The organism is Nocardiopsis ganjiahuensis DSM 45031, from assembly GCF_000341085.1.
Taxonomy (GTDB): Bacteria; Actinomycetota; Actinomycetes; order Streptosporangiales; family Streptosporangiaceae; genus Nocardiopsis; species Nocardiopsis ganjiahuensis.
In genome coordinates this window covers 360,319-377,625 of the sequence record NZ_ANBA01000002.1, presented here as the reverse complement: position 1 = coordinate 377,625, position 17,307 = coordinate 360,319, and the positions used below count along the sequence as shown (strand labels likewise).

11 protein-coding genes and 1 other RNA gene are annotated in these 17,307 nt (G+C 69.7%); 11 read left to right on the top strand and 1 reads right to left on the bottom strand.

What is annotated here, in order from left to right; genetic code table 11:
- The first annotated feature begins 44 nt into the window (after nucleotides 1-44).
- The 10 genes from D458_RS0102270 to ssrA all read left to right on the top strand — a co-directional run bounded on the left by D458_RS0102270 (nucleotide 45) and on the right by ssrA (nucleotide 14,431).
- Entirely contained in the window at nucleotides 45-662 is a 618-nt protein-coding gene (locus D458_RS0102270) for a cyclodeaminase/cyclohydrolase family protein (RefSeq protein ID WP_017585106.1), read from the top strand.
- Nucleotides 659-1,549, top strand: coding sequence for a bifunctional 5,10-methylenetetrahydrofolate dehydrogenase/5,10-methenyltetrahydrofolate cyclohydrolase (locus D458_RS0102265; RefSeq protein WP_017585105.1), 891 nt, complete (start codon nucleotides 659-661; stop codon nucleotides 1,547-1,549). The genes D458_RS0102270 and D458_RS0102265 overlap by 4 nt, the downstream gene beginning before the upstream one ends.
- Nucleotides 1,550-1,779: 230 nt before the next feature.
- Nucleotides 1,780-2,475, top strand: a complete 696-nt coding sequence (locus tag D458_RS0102260; RefSeq protein ID WP_017585104.1) for an HAD family hydrolase — start codon at nucleotides 1,780-1,782, stop codon at nucleotides 2,473-2,475.
- A gap of 380 nt (nucleotides 2,476-2,855) precedes the next feature.
- Nucleotides 2,856-7,736: an NAD-glutamate dehydrogenase gene (locus tag D458_RS0102255; protein WP_017585103.1), complete on the top strand. Its 4,881-nt coding sequence runs from the start codon at nucleotides 2,856-2,858 to the stop codon at nucleotides 7,734-7,736.
- Nucleotides 7,737-7,920: 184 nt separating this feature from the next.
- Nucleotides 7,921-9,039 carry a peptide chain release factor 2 gene (prfB, locus tag D458_RS0102250; protein ID WP_017585102.1) on the top strand — a complete coding sequence of 373 codons (1,119 nt, stop codon included), beginning with the start codon at nucleotides 7,921-7,923 and terminating at the stop codon, nucleotides 9,037-9,039.
- 348 nt (nucleotides 9,040-9,387) lie between these two features.
- Nucleotides 9,388-10,077 carry a cell division ATP-binding protein FtsE gene (gene ftsE, locus D458_RS0102245; RefSeq protein WP_017542492.1) on the top strand — a complete coding sequence of 230 codons (690 nt, stop codon included), beginning with the start codon at nucleotides 9,388-9,390 and terminating at the stop codon, nucleotides 10,075-10,077.
- Between the two features lie 88 nt (nucleotides 10,078-10,165).
- The gene (gene ftsX, locus D458_RS0102240; RefSeq protein WP_026118912.1) at nucleotides 10,166-11,077 is read left to right on the top strand and encodes a permease-like cell division protein FtsX; all 912 of its coding nucleotides are present in this window, start codon (nucleotides 10,166-10,168) and stop codon (nucleotides 11,075-11,077) included.
- Between the two features lie 82 nt (nucleotides 11,078-11,159).
- Nucleotides 11,160-11,624: an SsrA-binding protein SmpB gene (smpB, locus tag D458_RS0102235; RefSeq protein ID WP_017542494.1), complete on the top strand. Its 465-nt coding sequence runs from the start codon at nucleotides 11,160-11,162 to the stop codon at nucleotides 11,622-11,624.
- A gap of 66 nt (nucleotides 11,625-11,690) precedes the next feature.
- Complete coding sequence (locus D458_RS0102230) at nucleotides 11,691-13,676, top strand: penicillin-binding transpeptidase domain-containing protein (RefSeq protein WP_017585100.1); 1,986 nt, start codon at nucleotides 11,691-11,693, stop codon at nucleotides 13,674-13,676.
- Between the two features lie 383 nt (nucleotides 13,677-14,059).
- Nucleotides 14,060-14,431: a transfer-messenger RNA gene (gene ssrA / locus D458_RS35065) on the top strand.
- A 578-nt stretch (nucleotides 14,432-15,009) separates the two neighbouring features.
- On the opposite strand, the gene D458_RS0102225 is transcribed toward ssrA, so the two are convergent.
- The gene (locus tag D458_RS0102225) at nucleotides 15,010-16,008 is read right to left on the bottom strand and encodes an ArsR/SmtB family transcription factor (RefSeq protein ID WP_026118911.1); all 999 of its coding nucleotides are present in this window, start codon (nucleotides 16,006-16,008) and stop codon (nucleotides 15,010-15,012) included.
- A 77-nt stretch (nucleotides 16,009-16,085) separates the two neighbouring features.
- Here D458_RS0102225 and D458_RS37825 point away from each other — a divergent pair, with 77 nt between their 5' ends.
- Nucleotides 16,086-17,300, top strand: a complete 1,215-nt coding sequence (locus D458_RS37825) for an MFS transporter (protein ID WP_051049555.1) — start codon at nucleotides 16,086-16,088, stop codon at nucleotides 17,298-17,300.
- Nucleotides 17,301-17,307: the final 7 nt, after the last annotated feature.

Here is a 17,307-nt window from a genome sequence, read left to right as displayed (position 1 = left end):
GATCGGGGTGTACCCGGCCACCCCCTTCCAGAAGGACTTCGCTCATGCACGACGAGAAGATCGGCGACTTCCTCGCCCGGCTCGCCGACCGCGTCCCGGCCCCCGGCGGCGGCGCCACGGCGGCACTCCACGCGGCCCAGGGCGCGGCGCTCCTGGGCATGGTCGCCCGCTACAGCTCCGGGGAGAAGTACGCCGAGCACGCCGGGGAGATCACCCGGGTCAGGGACCTGACCGACCGGCTCCGCGCCGACGCCCTGCGGCTCGCGGAGGAGGACGCGACCGCCTTCGGCGCCGTGGCCGACGCCTACAAGCTGCCCAAGGACACCGACGAGGCCAAGACGGCACGCTCGGCGGCCATCGCCACGGCCCTGGCCGGGGCGAGCAGGCCCCCGGCCGACGTCATCCGGCTCTCCGAGAGCCTCGTCGAACTCAGTGAGGCGCTGCTGCCGATCGGCAACCGCAACGTCGTCACCGACGTGGCCGCCGCGGCGGAGGCCGCCCGCGCCGCCGCGACCACCGCCCGGGTGAACGTGGAGGTCAACCTCGGCGGGGTCGAGGACCCCCGCGTCAGAGAGGAGCTCCTCGCGCTCACCGGCCGCGTGGACGGGATCGCCGCCCGCGCCGACCAGGTCACCCGCCGGGTCCGCGAGGTGATCAAGTGACCACCGGATCCCCTGACAGGACCGTGCTCTCCGGCAAGGAGCCGGCCGCGGCTATCCGCCAGGACACCAGGGCCACGGCCGAACGCCTCACCCGGCAGGGCACCCCGCCCGGGCTCGCGGTTGTGGTGGCCACGGCCGACGAGTCCAGCGCCTGGTACGTGCGCTCCATCGCCCGGGCCGCCGAGAAGGCGGGCATCGTCTGCGAGGTCGCCGACCTCGGCCCCGACGCCACCCCCGACCGGATCCGCGAACGCCTGCTCGGGCTGAGCGCCGATCCCGCGGTGCACGGGATCATCCTCCAGACCCCGCTGCCCGAGGGCGCGAACGCCGCCGACCTCGCGGGGGCCATCGCCTTCGAGAAGGACGTGGACGGCGCCGGCCCGGTCTCCCTGGGGCGGCTCGCGGCCGGTCTGCCCGCCTTCGCCCCGGCCACCGCCGAAGCCGTGCTGGCGGTGCTGGACCACCACCGGATCGACCTCAGCGGCCGTTCCGTCGCCGTGGTCGGCCGTTCCACCGTGGTCGGCAAACCCGTGGCCCACCTGCTGCTGGACCGGGACGCCACGGTCACCGTCTGCCACTCCCGCACCAAGGACCTGGCCTCGGTGACCTCCACCGCCGACATCGTCGTCGCGGCGGTCGGCCGTCCCCGCCTGCTCACCGGCGAGTACGTCCGGGAGGGGGCCGTGGTGGTGGACGTGGGCACCAACCCCACCGAGGACGGCGGCCTCGTCGGCGACGTGGACGCCGAGACGGTGGGACCGAAGGCGGCCGCCCTGACCCCGGTCCCCGGCGGCATCGGCCCGGTCACCACCGCCCTGCTCCTCCGCCACACCGTTCAGGCGGCGGACCGGGCCGCCGAGGGCTCTCGGAACCGACCGCCGGAGTGACGGGGCACGGAGCCCCCGGGGCCGGCGAACGCGTGCGTGCCGGGCCTGAGGGGCTCCCGCTCCCGGGCGGCTGGAACCGTGCCCCCGCCCTGCCTCCGCGTTCCGGACCCGCGCTCCGACCCCCGTGCCCTGGCCGGGTCCGGCCGCCGTTTCCTCCATGAATCGCCCATCCGGCACAATGGTGGCGTCCCCGAACCCCGATCGCCGAGGAGTCAGCCATCAGCCGCCTGGTGCTATGGAACATCGACCTCACCCTCCTCGATGTGGGGCAGGTGATGAGGGCCGCCTACGCCGAGGCCTTCGAGAAGGTCACCGGTGAACCGCTGGTCTACCTGACCTCCTCCGCCGGGCGGACGGACTCGGAGATGTTCTTCGAGTTCTGCGCCCGCAACTACGTCGACGTGGAGGCCGACACCGAGACCCTGGCGGACTTCCTGGCCGCCCTCGAGACGGCTTTCAGCGCCCGCCACGACCAGCTGCTGGCCAAGGGCCGGGTCATGCCCGGGGCGGCCGCCTCGCTGGCCGCTGTGGCCGCCCTTCCGGAGACCGTGCAGACCGTGGTCAGCGGGAGCACCAGGGCCAACGCCACCGCCAAACTGGTGGCCTTCGGCCTGGACACGAACCTCAACCTGGCCGTGGGCGGGTTCGGTTCGGTGAACTACCCCAAGTCCAGCCTCATCCAGTCCATCCGCCTGCACGCCTCGGGTGAGGGCGGCCGGGCCTACACCGAGGAGGAGACGGTGTTCATCACCGGTTCCGCCCCGGACGTGCGTGCGGCGCTGATCGGCGGGGCGACCCCGGTCGCGGTGCTCAACGGTTCAGCGACCGAGGGGCAGCTGCGTGAGGCCGGGGCGCAGATCGTGCTTCCGGACCTGAGCGATCCCAGAGCGGTGATGACCGCCGTTCACCAGGCGACGGCCCGATAACTAGACTGGGTCCGCGGTGCGCTTCCGCGTCCGCCGCGACCACTGCCGCAATCCGCTTCTAACAGTACGTAACTACCGTGTAACGGTGTTGGTCCTGTTCTCGGGCGCGAAAAGCAGTAGCCTGGTCACGGTCCCCGCCTGGCGGGGGCAGTGCAGAGGCAGGGACAACGACGTTCCACCGCCTCGTTTGACGCCACCTGTGCGCACAGGTACCAACCCAACCAACACCCTCGTGGGTTCCTTGCGGCCCAAGGTCCTCACGAGAAGTCACAACTCAGCACAGAAGTTCACAGGTCGACTGACGAGCCATACACGTCACATGACCGGGTGTTCTCCCATGCGCTCGTGCGACGTTGCTCACAAAGGAGTGAGAGATCCCTATGTCCGGGCAATCCGACGTCATCCTCCAGAAGCTGCTCAGCGACGCGGCCTCCCGCTGGAGTCCCGGGGACCGACTGAGCCCCGAGGCCGCCGACGCGGTTCGACGTTTCCTTCCCCTCTACTACCGGCACACGGACCCCGAGGAGATCAGCGGACGCAGCGCTGATCAGGTCTGCGGGATCGCGGAGGCGCACCGCTCCTTCGGCGCCGAACGCGCGCCGGGGCGGGCCAAGGTCCGGGTCTACACCCCGACCCTCGAACGCGACGGCTGGGAACAGCAGACCAGCATCGTCGAGATCGTCACCGACAACGCACCCTTCCTCGTGTCCTCGGTGACCATGGCCCTCAGGGAGCTGGGCGCCGGGGTGCGGCTGATCATCCACCCCCAGATGACCGTCGGCCGCGACCTGTCCGGCCGCCTCGTCGAGGTCGACCCGGAGATCGGCGGCGACGGCCTGCTGCCGACCGACGAGTCGTGGATGCACATCGAGATCGACCGGCAGAGCGACCCCGAGCGGGTCAAGGAGATCACCACCAAGCTGGAGCGCGTCCTCAACGACGTCCGCTACGTGGACGAGGACTCCGCCAAGATGAGCGACCGGGTCATCCGGATCGCCGACGAGCTCTCCGCCTACCCGGACCGCCTGGTCGCGGGCGGTGTCGACCCCCGTGAGATCGGCGAGAGCGTCGACTTCCTGCGCTGGATCGCCGGCCGCCACTTCACCTTCATGGGCTACCGGGAGTACTCCCTCGTCACCGACGAGAACGGCGACGACTCGCTGCGCCCCGAGCCCGGCACCGGACTGGGCGTCCTGCGCATGGACTCGCCCGCCTCCACCAGCTTCGCGGCCCTGCCCCCGGAGATCCGCGGCAAGGCCCGCGAGCCCTACGTCCTGGTGCTCACCAAGGCCAACTCCCGGGCCACCGTCCACCGGCCCAAGTACCTCGACTACATCGGCGTCAAGAAGTTCGACGCCCAGGGCAACATCGTCGGCGAGCGCCGCTTCCTCGGCCTGTTCACCTCCCAGGCCAACACCAGCAGCATCGCCCAGATCCCGATCCTGCGCCGCAAGCAGGCCGAGGTGCTGGCCCAGGCCGGTTTCGACGCCGACAGCTACGACGGCAAGGACCTGATCGAGCTCCTGGAGACCTTCCCGCGCGAGGAGCTCCTCCAGATCCCCGTGGGCGAGCTCTACAGCATCGTCCGCGGCGTCCTGCGCCTGCGCGACCGCCGCGGCACCAAGCTGTTCATGCGCCGCGACCCCTACGGCGGCCGGTACATGTCCTGCTTCGTGTACATGCCGCGCGACGAGTACAGCACCCAGGTGCGGCTCGACATCCAGAAGGTCCTGGCCGAGGCCTTCCACGGCGCCACCATGGACCACAACGTGATGATCGGCGCCGCCCCGCTGGCCCGCCTGTACCTGGTGGCCCGCGCCCAGCACGGCGAGACCCTCGCCGACATCGACCAGGTCGCCCTGGAGGAGAAGGTCCGTCAGGCGGCCCGCTCCTGGGACGTGGACTTCGACGACGCCCTCGTCGACGAGTTCGGCCCCACCCGCGCCACCACGCTCAAGGAGCGCTACGGCCCCGGGCTCACCGAGACCTACAAGGTCGACAACGACCCGACCGTGGCCGCCAAGGACATCGCCCGGATCGAGGAGCTGCTCCAGCGCACCACGCCGGGCGACCGCCAGGGCGAGTTCTCGGCCAGCCTCTACCAGCCCGACGGGGCCGACATCGCCACCTGGCGGTTCCGCCTCGCCCGGATCGGCGAGCCCATCTCGCTGTCGCGCGTGCTGCCCGTCCTGGAGCACCTCGGTGTCGAGGTCGTGGACGAACTCCCCTACGACATCACCGTCGGCGGGGTGGGCCGGGTCTGGATCTACGACTTCGGGCTGGGCCCGCTGGAGTCCTCCGACCTGTCCCCGGCCCGCCTCAAGGCGCTCTTCGAGGACGCCTTCGACGCCTCCTGGCGCGACCTCGGCGAGTCCGACCGGTTCAACGCCCTGGTCGTGCGCGCCGGTCTCGACTGGCGCCAGCTCACCGTGCTGCGCGCCTACGCCAAGTACCTGCGCCAGACCGGTTCGACCTTCACCCCCGACTACCTGGCCGACGTCCTGGTCGCCAACGTCGGGATCGCCAACCTGCTGGTGGAGCTCTTCGAGACCCGCTTCGACCCGGACCAGTCCGACGAGGGCCGTGAGGAACGCGGCTCCGTGCTGGTGGGCAAGATCGAGGGCGAGCTGGAGGGTGTGGCCAGCCTGGACCACGACCGCATCCTGCGCTCGTTCCTCGCGGTCATCCAGGCCACCCTGCGCACCAACCACTACCAGGGCGGCTCCGAGGGGCGCCCCTACCTGGTGCTCAAGCTCAACCCGCAGGAGATCCCGGACCTGCCCCACCCGCGGCCCCGGTTCGAGATGTACGTCTACTCGCCGCGGGTCGAGGGCGTCCACCTGCGGTTCGGCTCCGTGGCCCGCGGCGGCCTGCGCTGGTCGGACCGGTTCGAGGACTTCCGGACCGAGATCCTCGGGCTGGTCAAGGCACAGATGGTGAAGAACTCCGTCATCGTGCCGAGCGGCGCCAAGGGCGGGTTCGTCTGCAAGCGCCTGCCCGCCGGCGGCAGCCGCGAGGAGGTGATGGCCGAGGTCGTCTCCTGCTACAAGCAGTTCATCAGCGGCCTGCTCGACGTCACCGACAACCTCGTCGACGGTCGCGTCGTGCACCCCGAGCGCACGGTGCTGCACGACGGCGACGACTCCTACCTGGTGGTCGCCGCGGACAAGGGCACCGCGACCTTCTCCGACACCGCCAACGCGATCTCCATCGAACGCGGCTTCTGGCTGGGCGACGCCTTCGCCAGCGGCGGCTCGGTGGGCTACGACCACAAGGCGATGGGCATCACCGCCCGCGGCGCCTGGGAGTCGGTGAGGTACAACTTCCGCGAGATGGGCGTCGACGTCCAGGAGGAGCCCTTCACCGTCGTCGGTATCGGCGACATGTCCGGTGACGTGTTCGGCAACGGCATGCTGCTGTCCAAGCAGATCAAGCTGGTGGCCGCCTTCGACCACCGCCACGTCTTCCTGGACCCCGACCCGGCCCCGGCCGCGTCCTGGGCCGAGCGCGAGCGCGTGTTCCACCTTCCGCGCAGCACCTGGGAGAGCTACGACCCGTCGCTGATCTCGGAGGGCGGCGGCGTGCACCCGCGCACCGCCAAGTCCGTCCCGATCACCCCGCAGGTGCGCGAGGTCCTCGGGATCGAGGAGGGCGTCACCGCGCTCACCCCGGACGAGCTCATCCGCCACATCCTCACCTCGCCGGTGGACCTGCTGTGGAACGGCGGTATCGGCACCTACGTCAAGGCCAGCGGCCAGACCCACGCGGACGTCGGCGACAAGGCCAACGACCAGGTGCGGGTGAACGCCGCCGACCTGCGCGTCAAGGTGGTCGGCGAGGGCGGCAACCTGGGCCTGACCCAGCCCGCCCGGATCGAGTTCGCCCGCGAGGGCGGCCGGGTCAACAGCGACTTCATCGACAACTCCGCCGGTGTGGACACCTCCGACCACGAGGTCAACATCAAGATCATGCTGGACCGCGAGGTGCGCGCCGGCGAGCTCGAGAAGGCCGACCGCGACCAGCTGTTCATCGACATGACCGACGAGGTCGCCTCGCTGGTCCTGGACAACAACTACGCCCAGAACACGGTGCTGGCCGCGTCGCGCAAGCAGTCCCACGAGATGCTGCACGTCCACGGCCGCTACATGCGCCACCTGGAGCGCACCAAGGTCCTCAAGCGCAAGCAGGAGGATCTGCCCTCCGACAAGGCGATCGCCGAGCGGCGCTCCCAGGGCAAGGGGCTCACCGGCCCCGAGTTCGCGACGCTGCTCTCCTACACCAAGATCAGCCTCAAGGAGCAGATCGGCCTGTCCGACCTGGCCGACGACCCCTACCTGGCGTCCACCCTGACGGATTACTTCCCGACGCCGCTGCGATCGGACCGCTTCGCCTCGGGCGTGCAGTCCCACCCGCTGCGCCGGGAGATCATCGTCAACCAGGTGACCAACCAGCTGGTCAACCGGTCGGGCATCACCTACGCGTTCCGCCTGAACGAGGAGCTGGGCTCCAGCTCCGCGGACATCGCCCGCGCCTACCTGGTGACCCAGGAGATCCTCGGCCTGCGCCAGTTCTGGGGCGAGATCGAGGAGCTGGACCACAAGATCTCCGTGGACAGCCAGCTGTTGCTGCTGCTGGAGATCCGCAAGCTCGCCGAGCGCTCCGCCCGGTGGCTGCTGCGCAACCGCACCTTCCCGTTCGACCTCAGCAGCGAGATCGGGTTCTTCGCCGAGGGTGTGGGCGAGGTCCTGCCGCAGCTCAAGAACCTGCTGCGCGGCCGGGACCTGGAGGCCTTCGAGGAGCGCCGCGACCGGTACACCTCGCTGGGCGTGCCCGCCGAGCTCGCCGAGCGGATCGCCGTCATGGTGCCCGCCTACTCCACCCTGGACCTGGTGGAGATCGCGCACCGCACCGGCCGGCCGGTCGACCGGGTCGCCAGCCTGTACTTCGAGCTGGCCGACCGGTTCAACATCAGCTGGTGGCGTGAGCGGATCATCGACCTCCCGCGGGACGACCGCTGGGGCACGATGGCCCGTTCGGCGCTGCGCGACGACCTCTACTCGGCGCACGCGGACCTGACCGCCCGTGTCCTGGAGTCCGGCCCGGCCGAGTCCAACACCGAGCTGGTCGCCCAGTGGGCGGCCCAGAACGAGGCCTCGGTGCAGCGCGCCGGGATCACGCTCTCGGAGATCCAGGAGCACGAGCGCTTCGACCTCGCCACCCTGTCGGTGGCCCTGCGGTCGATCCGCTCGCTGGTCGACTAGCGGACGGTCCCGCCGACGGGGACGCGCACAGGAGGGGCGTACGGGAGACCGTGCGCCCCTCCGGCCTTTCCGAGGACCTTCTCACCCCTCGGAGGGCCCCGGTGCCCCCGTCTCCCGGTTCCCGAAGGGCCGTGGAAAGTCGCGGATGAGGGCTGCCCGTCCGCTGGGTCCTACACTGGGTCCCGTGGCAGAACTGGACCCAGCAGAGAAGATCAAGGAACTCGCGGCGACCCTGGCGAGTGTGACCGCCGTGTTGGACCTGGAGGCGATGCAGACCCAGATCGCCGAACTGCGCGAGCAGTCCGCGGACCCCGAACTGTGGGCCGACCAGGGCAACGCGCAGAAGGTGACACGCAAGCTCTCCGTCCTGGAGTCCATGGTCAACAAGGTCAACGGCATCGACCAGCGCCTCGACGACCTCGGGGTGCTCTTCGAGCTCGCCGAGGCCGAGGACGACTCCGACACCAAGGCCGAGGCCGACCGTGAGCTCGAGCAGCTCCGCAAGGAGATCGGTGAGCTCGAGGTGCGCACGCTCCTCAACGGGCCGCACGACGAGAGCGAAGCCATCGTCACCATCAACTCCCAGGCGGGCGGCGTCGACGCCGCCGACTGGGCGCAGATGCTCCAGCGCATGTACCTGCGCTGGGCGGAACGGCACGGATACCCCACGGAGGTCTACGAGACCTCCTACGCGGAGGAGGCGGGCATCAAGTCCACCTCGTTCGCCGTCAAGTCACCCTTCGCCTACGGCACCCTGAGGGGCGAGCACGGCACCCACCGGCTGGTGCGCATCTCGCCCTTCGACAACCAGAACCGGCGCCAGACCTCGTTCGCGGGCGTGGACGTCGTCCCGATGGTGGAGCAGAGCGACCACGTCGACATCGACGAGACCGAGCTGCGGGTGGACGTGTACCGCTCCAGCGGCCCCGGCGGTCAGGGCGTCAACACCACGGACTCCGCGGTGCGCATCACCCACCTGCCCACGGGCATCGTGGTCTCCTGCCAGAACGAGCGTTCGCAGCTGCAGAACAAGGCGACCGCGATGACGATGCTCCAGGCCAAGCTCCTGGCCCGCAAGCGGCAGGAGGAGCAGGCCGCCCTGGACGAGATCCGCGGCGACTCGGTGAGCAGCTGGGGCACCCAGATGCGCAACTACGTGCTGCACCCGTACCAGAGCGTCAAGGACGTGCGGACCGGAGCCGAGACCGGGAACACCTCGGGTGTCCTGGACGGCGAGATCGACGCCTTCATCGACGCCGAGATCCGGTGGATGCGCAGCCGGGAGAAGAACGAGCAGAGCTGACCCGCGGTGTCCCCGCCCACGGGCGGGGACACGCCCGGTCGCGTGAAGGGCACCCAGCGTGAGTGAATCCGCGCTGCCGGCGTCCCGTATCCCAATGGTGACGCCCGCGTCTCCGCAGTTTTACCGAAACTGCTATATGTGAACGTTATCATCGGTTGACACCTCCGATATGCTCGTGGCTGTTGTCCGATAGTGCTCTGATCTCCACAGATCTCACGGGTGCGACGGGACCTGGACAATCCGGGCCGCTGCCCCCTCTAAACTGTCGGTGGCCATGCGGCCGGTACGATCCCGAGCGGTGCTCAGTCCGCCGGGTGCCCATACCTTCGAGAGCCTTGTGATGCGCCTGTGATCCACTTCGATAACGTCACCAAGCTGTACCCGACTCAGAAGCGCCCCGCGCTCGACGGTGTTTCCATCGACGTGGACAAGAGTGAGTTCGTCTTCCTGGTCGGTCCGTCCGGTTCGGGCAAGTCGACCTTCCTCCGGCTGGTGCTCAAGGAAGAGAAGCCCAACGAGGGCCGCGTCCACGTAGCGGGCAAGGACCTCGCGCGGCTGTCCAACTGGAAGGTCCCGCACCTGCGCCGCCGTATCGGCTGCGTCTTCCAGGACTTCCGCCTGCTGCCGAACAAGAACGTCTTCGAGAACGTCGCCTTCGCACTGGAGGTCATCGGCAAGCCCAGGCGGTTCATCAAGAAGGTCGTGCCCGAGGTCGTCGAGCTCGTCGGCCTCGAGGGCAAGGCCGGACGCATGCCCGGGGAGCTCTCCGGTGGTGAACAGCAGCGCGTGGCCATCGCCCGCGCCTTCGTCAACCGCCCGCAGATCCTGCTGGCCGACGAGCCCACCGGAAACATCGACCCGGCGACCTCCATCGGCATCATGAAGGTGCTGGACCGAATCAACCGCACGGGCACGACCGTCGTCATGGCGACTCACGATGCCGCCATCGTCGACTCGATGCGCAAGCGCGTGATCGAGCTTGAAGAGGGCTTGGTAGTGCGCGACCAGACGCGCGGCGTCTACGGCCAGGCGTACTGACCTCTGGCACGTCGTCGCCGGGCGGTCGGTCGGCGACCGCGAGACCACCGGCACGGCGAAGCCCCGAAGGATGGACCTTTAACAGATCATGCGAGCACAATTCGTTCTCTCAGAGACGTGGATCGGCCTACGTCGCAACCTGACGATGACCATCGCCGTCATCACGACGGTGGCCATCTCCCTCACCTTGTTCGGGGCCGGTCTGCTGGTCAACCAGCAGGTCTCCGAGATGCGCAACTACTGGGACCAGCGGATCACGCTGACCATCTACATGTGCAGCGACATCTCGCCGTCGCCGGCCTGCCAGGAGAACGGCGCTGCGTCCCAGGAGGACCGGGAGGCCCTCGAGGCACAGCTGGACTCGCTCAGCGAGGTGGAGGACTACCGCTACCTCAACGCAGCCGAGGCCTGGGACGACTTCCAGGAGCGCATCGGCTCCTCCAACGAGGCGCTCGCGGAGGCCGCGAAGGAGGGTGACATCCCGGAGAACTTCCGGGTGCAGCTCACCAACCCCGACCACTACGACACCGTGCGCGCGGCCGTCGACGGTGCGGCCGGTGTCGACTCCGTCTCCAACGACCAGCGCATCCTCGAACAGTTCTTCGGGCTGCTCGACGGTCTCAAGTGGGCCGCCCTCGTGGTCGCCGGCGTCCAGCTGGCCGCCGCCGCGCTGCTGATCGGCAACACGATCCGGCTGTCGGCGTACAGCCGCCGCCGGGAGACCGGCATCATGCGCCTGGTCGGCGCGTCGAACTTCTACATCCAGTTGCCCTTCCTCCTGGAGGGCGCCATCGCCGGTCTGATCGGTGGTGTGATCGCGTCCGGGTTCATCGTGGCCACCAGGTACACGCTGCTCACCCAGATCGAGGAGTGGTTCCAGTTCGACGTGGCGCTGGGCACGGGCGCGCTGCTCTACGTCATCGGTGTGTCGATGATTCTCGGTGTGCTCCTGTGCACCATCACCTCGTTCCTCACTCTGCGCCGCTACCTGAAGGTCTGACGGGTCACCGCCGGGCACAGGCGGGCGCCGGGTACCGGGGGGCCACACACGTGGCCCCCCGGACGCATGAAGGGATACAACCGTGGCCAAGGAAACCGGGCGGAAGCTGATCGCCCAGAACCGCCGGGCCCGGCACGAGTACCACCTCGACGAGACCTACGAGGCGGGGCTGGTCCTGACCGGTACCGAGGTGAAGTCCCTCAGGGAGGGGCGCGCCTCCCTCGTGGACGGCTTCGCGCACATCCACGACGGTGAGGTGTGGCTCGAGGGCGTGCACATCCCGGAGTACTCACAGGGCACCTGGACCAACCACTCGGCCCGCAGATCACGTAAGCTACTCCTGCACCGCGAGCAGATCTCCCGGCTCATCGGTAAGACCCGAGAGCCCGGGCGCACACTGATCCCGCTGTCCCTGTACTTCAGCGACGGCCGGGCCAAGGTCGAGATCGCTCTGGCCCGCGGTAAGCGAGAGTACGACAAGCGCCATGCCATCGCCGAACGTGAAGCCAAGCGTGACATGGAACGCGCGCTACGCCGTCGGCGTTGAGCTGTCCCAGTTGAGTGCCACCGAGTCGAGTGTCACAGCCGAGGCGCCTGAAAGGAACACATAGAGGTGTCCCCCCGTCCCCTCGGCCGCAAGATCGCGGCCGTCAGCAGTGGCCTGATCGTCGCCCTGAGTCTCGCGGCGTGCACGACCCACCCCAGTCCGGAGGTGGCCGTCAGGTCCTTCCTGCTCGCCTGGCAGGACGGGAACCACGCCGAGGCCGCCCGCAACACCAACGGCGACCCCGAAGAGGTCGAGCGGGCGCTGACCGACGCGCACGACCAGCTGGACCTCGCCTCCATCCGGTTCGACCTCGGACGGATCTCCACGGAGGGCGGTTCCGCGACCGCCGAGTTCGGCGCCACCGCGGACCTGGGCATCGGCGACCCGGTGTGGAACTACACCGGTGAGATGTCCCTGACCAACGGCCCCTCGGGCTGGCTGATCGACTGGTCGCCGAGCGTGATCCACCCCGATCTCGGGGAGGGCGAGCGCCTCGCCGTCAGCTACGAGATCGAGGAGCGCGGCCAGATCCTCGACCGGTCCGGGGAGCCCCTGGTCTCCGCGGACAGCGTCACCGCCTTCGGTGTGCTGCCCGCCGACATGGAGGACAAGGAGGCGGGCGTCACCGAGCTCGCCGAACTCCTCGACGAGGACCCCGACCCGCTGCTCAACCGGGTGCGGTCCGCTCCGCCCGAGCAGTTCCAGCCGCTCGTCCTCATCCGCGACGCCGACAACGCCCTCATGCGCGAGGCCGGGAACATCGCCGGCGTCGACACCCAGGAGGTCGAGGTCAACCTGTCTCCGCGGGTCGCCCCCTTCGTCCTCGGCGAGGTCGCGGGCACCGCGGAGCACCGGGTCTCCTCCCGGGTCGCCGGCCCCTACCAGGCGGGCGACACCGTCGGCCTGAGCGGCCTGCAGAACATCTTCCAGCAGGAGCTCGCCGGAACGGCCACCACCCAGGTGGTGACCCTCGGCGACGACGGTGAGCAGACCGACGTCCTGGAGGCCTGGGAGGGCGTGCGCAGCGGCGGCATCGAGACCACATTGGACCTGGCCACGCAGAACGCCGCGGAGAACGCCCTGGAGTCGCTGCCCGGCGACGGGTACGTCGTCGCGGTGGACACCACCAACGGTGAGGTCCTTGCCGCGGCCAACGCCTCGGGCAGCGCCGCCGACGACGGAGCCTTCACCGGCGCCTACGCCCCGGGCGGCACGTTCACCATGGTGTCGGCCCTGGCCGCCCTGGACACCGGAGCGGTCACCGCCGACAGCCCGATGCCCTGCGGCTTCCAGTCCGAGGTCGGAGACCAGGTCTTCACCAACCCCAGCAACGGCTTCCTCGCGGAGAACCCCACGCTGGTCCGCAACATGACCTACCTGTGCACCGTCGGCTTCGTCGACATCGCTCCCGAGGTCGGCCCGGAGGCGCTCACCGAAGCCGCCGCCCGGCTCGGTCTGGGCGCCGACTGGCAGCTCCCGCTCCCCGTCTCCTCGGGGACCGTCGACATCGACGACGACGCCGCCGAACTCGCCTCGGCCATGGTCGGCGACCACGGTGTCCAGGTGAGCCCGCTCGCCATGGCCCTGGCCGCCGGAGCCGTCGCCGACGGCTCCTGGCACGGCCCCACCCTCGTCCGCGAGGAGGGCCCGGCCCCGGCCGGCTCCACCGAGCTCGACGAGGCCCACCTCGAAACCGTCCGCGAGGGACTGCGGGACGCGGTGAGCCTGCGCATCCCCGAGGTGAACGTCGGCGAGGAGCAGGTGTTCGGCCAGGCCTCCCGCACCGAGCAGGACGGCACCGCCCTGCACTGGTTCGTCGGTTACCAGGGCGACGTCGCCTTCGCCGTGCTCGCCGAGGTCGACCCCGAGATGAGCCAGTGGCAGCAGTACGCCGTCACCGCCGCCACGAGCTTCCTCGACGGCCTCGCCAACGGGACCACCGTCGGAGACGAGAGCCTCGCCGCCGAGGACCCGGCGCCCCCGGCGGACCTTCCCGTCGAACCGGGTCTTGAGGGCGAGCAGGGCGCCGAGGCCGACCTCAACGGGAACTGATCGGAAGACCCCGCGCAAAAAAGACGCCGCCGGAGCAACCCACGGGTGCTCCGGCGGCGTCTTTCCCTATGACTGGGACCGCCACAGGGGGTAGCGGACCAGTGCAGAGACAGGACCTCGTCTCGGGGGAGGCCCTGTCGGTTCCGAAGGTCGGCTCCGACCCTGGCCGACCGCCCCCGTGAGTTGCGTCGACCTCTCTTGCGTCCGCCTCACGGGGGTTTCTCCCTGCCCGGTGAAAGAACTTCGGGTTCCTCGCCCCCACCGGGAATCTACTTGGACCCCGCACTGTTCAACAGGTAGAGTGACGAACACGCGAGTGCTCGTTCACTCGCATGTCGGCCTCCCGGAGCCCTCGGGTGACAGGTGGTCTTGACAACTTCACAGGGGGTGATCGGTTTCGACTTCGGTAGTCGTTCCAGGGGAAGCGGGTCGAGGGTTGTGTTTGTGACCTCGTTAATCCTGCATTCGCATAAATTCAAGTGCCAATTCCAAGCGCACTGAGTTCGCTCTCGCTGCTTAAGCGATTGTGACTCTGTCGGTCCGGGCTCGTCATCGGCTCGGGATCCGGCACCATTTAGATGACTCACTGCTCAGATCAGGCCACGGGGTCTGAGCGGGACATTTTCGTGGCTGGGCCTGTCAGCGATGTGTCTGTACAAGCGCTGAGGCCGAGCAGAACGACACTACAGACTGCACCCGGAGAAGCCCTGGCTCGGTGCTGAAGGACGCGGGTTCGATTCCCGCCACCTCCACGAGAAACGGGCCGCTGCTCGGGGGACTTCGTCCTCCTCGCCGCGGTCCGTTCCTGTTTTCGGGGGGACGACCCCCCGGCCCCCCCCGAAGCTCTCAGGCGGCCCTGCTCGCGCGTGAACGCGCTCGCCGGGTCGCCTTCGTTGTGCCCTCTGGGGGGCGACCTCCAGACCCCCGATGGGCGCAAACGGGCCGCTGCTCGGGGGACTTCGTCCTCCTCGCCGCGGTCCGTTCCTGTTTTCGGGGGGACGACCCCCCGGCCCCCCGAAGCTCTCAGGCGGCCCTGCTCGCGCGTGAACGCGCTCGCCGGGTCGCCTTCGTTGTGCCCTCTGGGGGGCGACCCCCAGACCCCCGATGGGCGCTCGCATCCGACGCGCCCCTGAGGTGTGGGGCTTCGTCCCCTTCCTCCGGGGCGCTTTGTCGTGTGCGGGGTCGGTGAAAGGGTGATCTGTGGTTCAGGTCCCTGTGGTGAGGAATGGTGTTTGTGTGACGCGCCCTTGTGGTGTGGGGGATTTCGTCCTTCTCGCCGCGGGGCGCTTTGTCATGTGCGGGGTCGACTGACCCGGGCTGGGGAGACATCCCCTCACGAATTCCCGGAGCGCCGCTGTCCCTGTGCGGTGAGGGCGTTTCCCAGCGGCGAGCGGGCGTAGAGGACCTGGCGGCCCACGCGCCAGGACTCCAGGAGGCCTGCGTCCCTCAGCGCGATCAGGTTGGTGGAGACGGTGGCCCGGGCGAGGCCGAGGCGGATGGCCAGGTCGTGAGTGGTCTCCGGTTCGGTGAGGTGGATCAGGATCCGGGCCCGGGTGCGGCCCACCACCCCGGCGAGGGCCTCGGGCGGGCTGCCCGGAGCCGCCCACAGGTCGCCCACGCCCCGGACCGGGTAGACCAGGGTCGGTTGCCAGGGTTCCTCGCTGATGAGGATCAGCTCCGGCCAGATGAAGGCGCTCGGCATCAGGACCAGGCCCCGGTGGCCCAGGTGGAGCCTCTCGGGGGCGGAGGGGCCCGCCACGTTCAGGGTGTCGCCCTTCCAGCGCAGGCGGTCGTCCAGGCCCGTCAGAAGCGCTTCCAGGCCCTCGAGGGCGAGGACGCGCGAACGCAGGGAGATGTCGGCGTCCAGCAGGGCCTGGAGGCGGGGCCAGTGGGGGCGGACCAGGTGTGTCCAGCAGGTGGTGAGCAGGTCGGCCAAGGTGTCGCGGGTGGCGGCGGGGTCGGCGAGGAACGGTTCCGTGGTCGCCGGTGGGAGACCGCGGTGCGGGGCGAGCAGGCTCAGGCGCAGCTCGTGCTCCACGCGGTCGGCCGGAGCGGACCGCAGCCGGGCGATCCCGTCCTCGAAGCTGGTCAGCGGCGAATCCGGCGGGGGAGTGAGGAAGTCCGGCACGTATCCCGGGCGGGGGAGCAGGAGCCGGAGCGGGGAGAGGTCGACGTGCTCGGGCAGCCGGGCGGTGCGGACCCACGGCAGGTGGAAGCTCTGCCGGTGCGGTTCGAACAGGGTGTGCACGGCGGCGAGGGTCTCCCACAGCGGGGAGACGGCGAACCGGCAGCGCATCAGGTCCTCGCGTGCGAAGACCACCTGGCCTGGCATTCCGTCCACCTTTCAGGAGGATTCGAAGATATCCGAATCCGTTGAGCCGCACGGGCGGCAGGCCCAGAGTGGGCGCCATGTCCTCTTTTCGCCGGGTGCTGTCCGTACCCGAGTTCCGTGTCCTCTTCCTCGCGGAGGTCCTGTCGATCCTGGCGCTGGTCGCGGTCCAGATCACCCTTTCGGTGCTGATCTTCGAGCGGACCGGCTCGCCGCTGCTGTCGGCGCTGGCCTTCGCCCTGGGCTTCCTTCCGCACCTGGTCGGGGCTTCGCTGCTGTCGTCGGTGGCTGATCGTTTCCCCGCGCGCCGGGTCATGGTGCTGGCGCAGCTGCTGAGCGGGGCGGTGATGGCGTGCATGGCGGTTCCGGGCACACCGGTGCCGGTCATGCTGGTGCTGCTGGTGGTGAGCGGCACGGTCGCTCCGGTGTACTCGGGCGCGCGCTCGGCCGCGCTCGCGGACGTGTTGGACCGGGGTGGTTTTCCGCTGGGGCGCTCGCTGATGCGGATGGCCGCGCAGACCGCGCAGATCGCGGGGTTCTCCTTCGGCGGCGTGCTGATGCTGGCCACCTCCCCGACGGTGGCGCTGCTGGTGGCCGCCTCCCTGATGGCCGGATCCGCCCTGCTGGTGGGCCTGGGTACCCGGGCGAGGCCGGGGAGGGAGGTCGCCGGCGGGCTGGTCGGTTCCTCGTTGGGCGGGGTGCGTGAGGCCTTCCGGTTGCCCCGGCTCCGGTCGGTCTTCCTGCTCAGCTGGGTGCCCGCCTCGCTTTTCGTGTGGTCGGAGGCGTTGGCCGCCCCGCTGGCGGCGGGGATGGGCGGCGGCCCCATGGTGGTGGCGATGCTGCTGACCGCCGGCCCGGTCGGCACGGTGGTGGGTGAGCTGTTGGCGGGGGCGCTGCTGACGGCCGGGCAGCGGCGGCGCTGGATGCTGCCGCTGGCCTGCTTCACCTTCGTGCCGTCCCTGCTGTTCGTGTCGGATCCGGGCCCGGTGCTCGCGGTGGCCGCGCTGGCGGTGGGTGCGCTCGGCTACGGGTACACGCTGGCTCTGGACGCACTGTTGTTGGAGGCGACCCCGGAGAAGATGCGCGGGCGGGTGTTCTCACTGGGTTCGGCGGGACTGATGATCACGCAGGGCCTGGGGTTCGCCCTGGCCGGGGCGGTCGCGGAGTTCGTGCCCCCGCACCTGGTGGTGGCCCTGGCGGGGGCCGGCGGGTTGGCCGCGGTGGCCGTGTTCGGGCGGAGGTTCGGCCGCAGGGGAGAGGCGAGAGAGGGAGTCGCACGGCTACTTAGGTTGTAATCCTAAC

Excerpts from the sequence above, each read along its gene's own strand:
- D458_RS37825 (WP_051049555.1), top strand. The coding sequence starts at position 16,086 with ATGTCCTCTTTTCGCCGGGTGCTGTCCGTACCCGAGTTCCGTGTCCTC.
- D458_RS0102255 (WP_017585103.1), top strand. The coding sequence starts at position 2,856 with ATGTCCGGGCAATCCGACGTCATCCTCCAGAAGCTGCTCAGCGACGCG.
- ftsX (WP_026118912.1), top strand. The coding sequence starts at position 10,166 with ATGCGAGCACAATTCGTTCTCTCAGAGACGTGGATCGGCCTACGTCGC.
- D458_RS0102270 (WP_017585106.1), top strand. The coding sequence starts at position 45 with ATGCACGACGAGAAGATCGGCGACTTCCTCGCCCGGCTCGCCGACCGC.
- D458_RS0102225 (WP_026118911.1), bottom strand. The coding sequence starts at position 16,008 with ATGCCAGGCCAGGTGGTCTTCGCACGCGAGGACCTGATGCGCTGCCGG.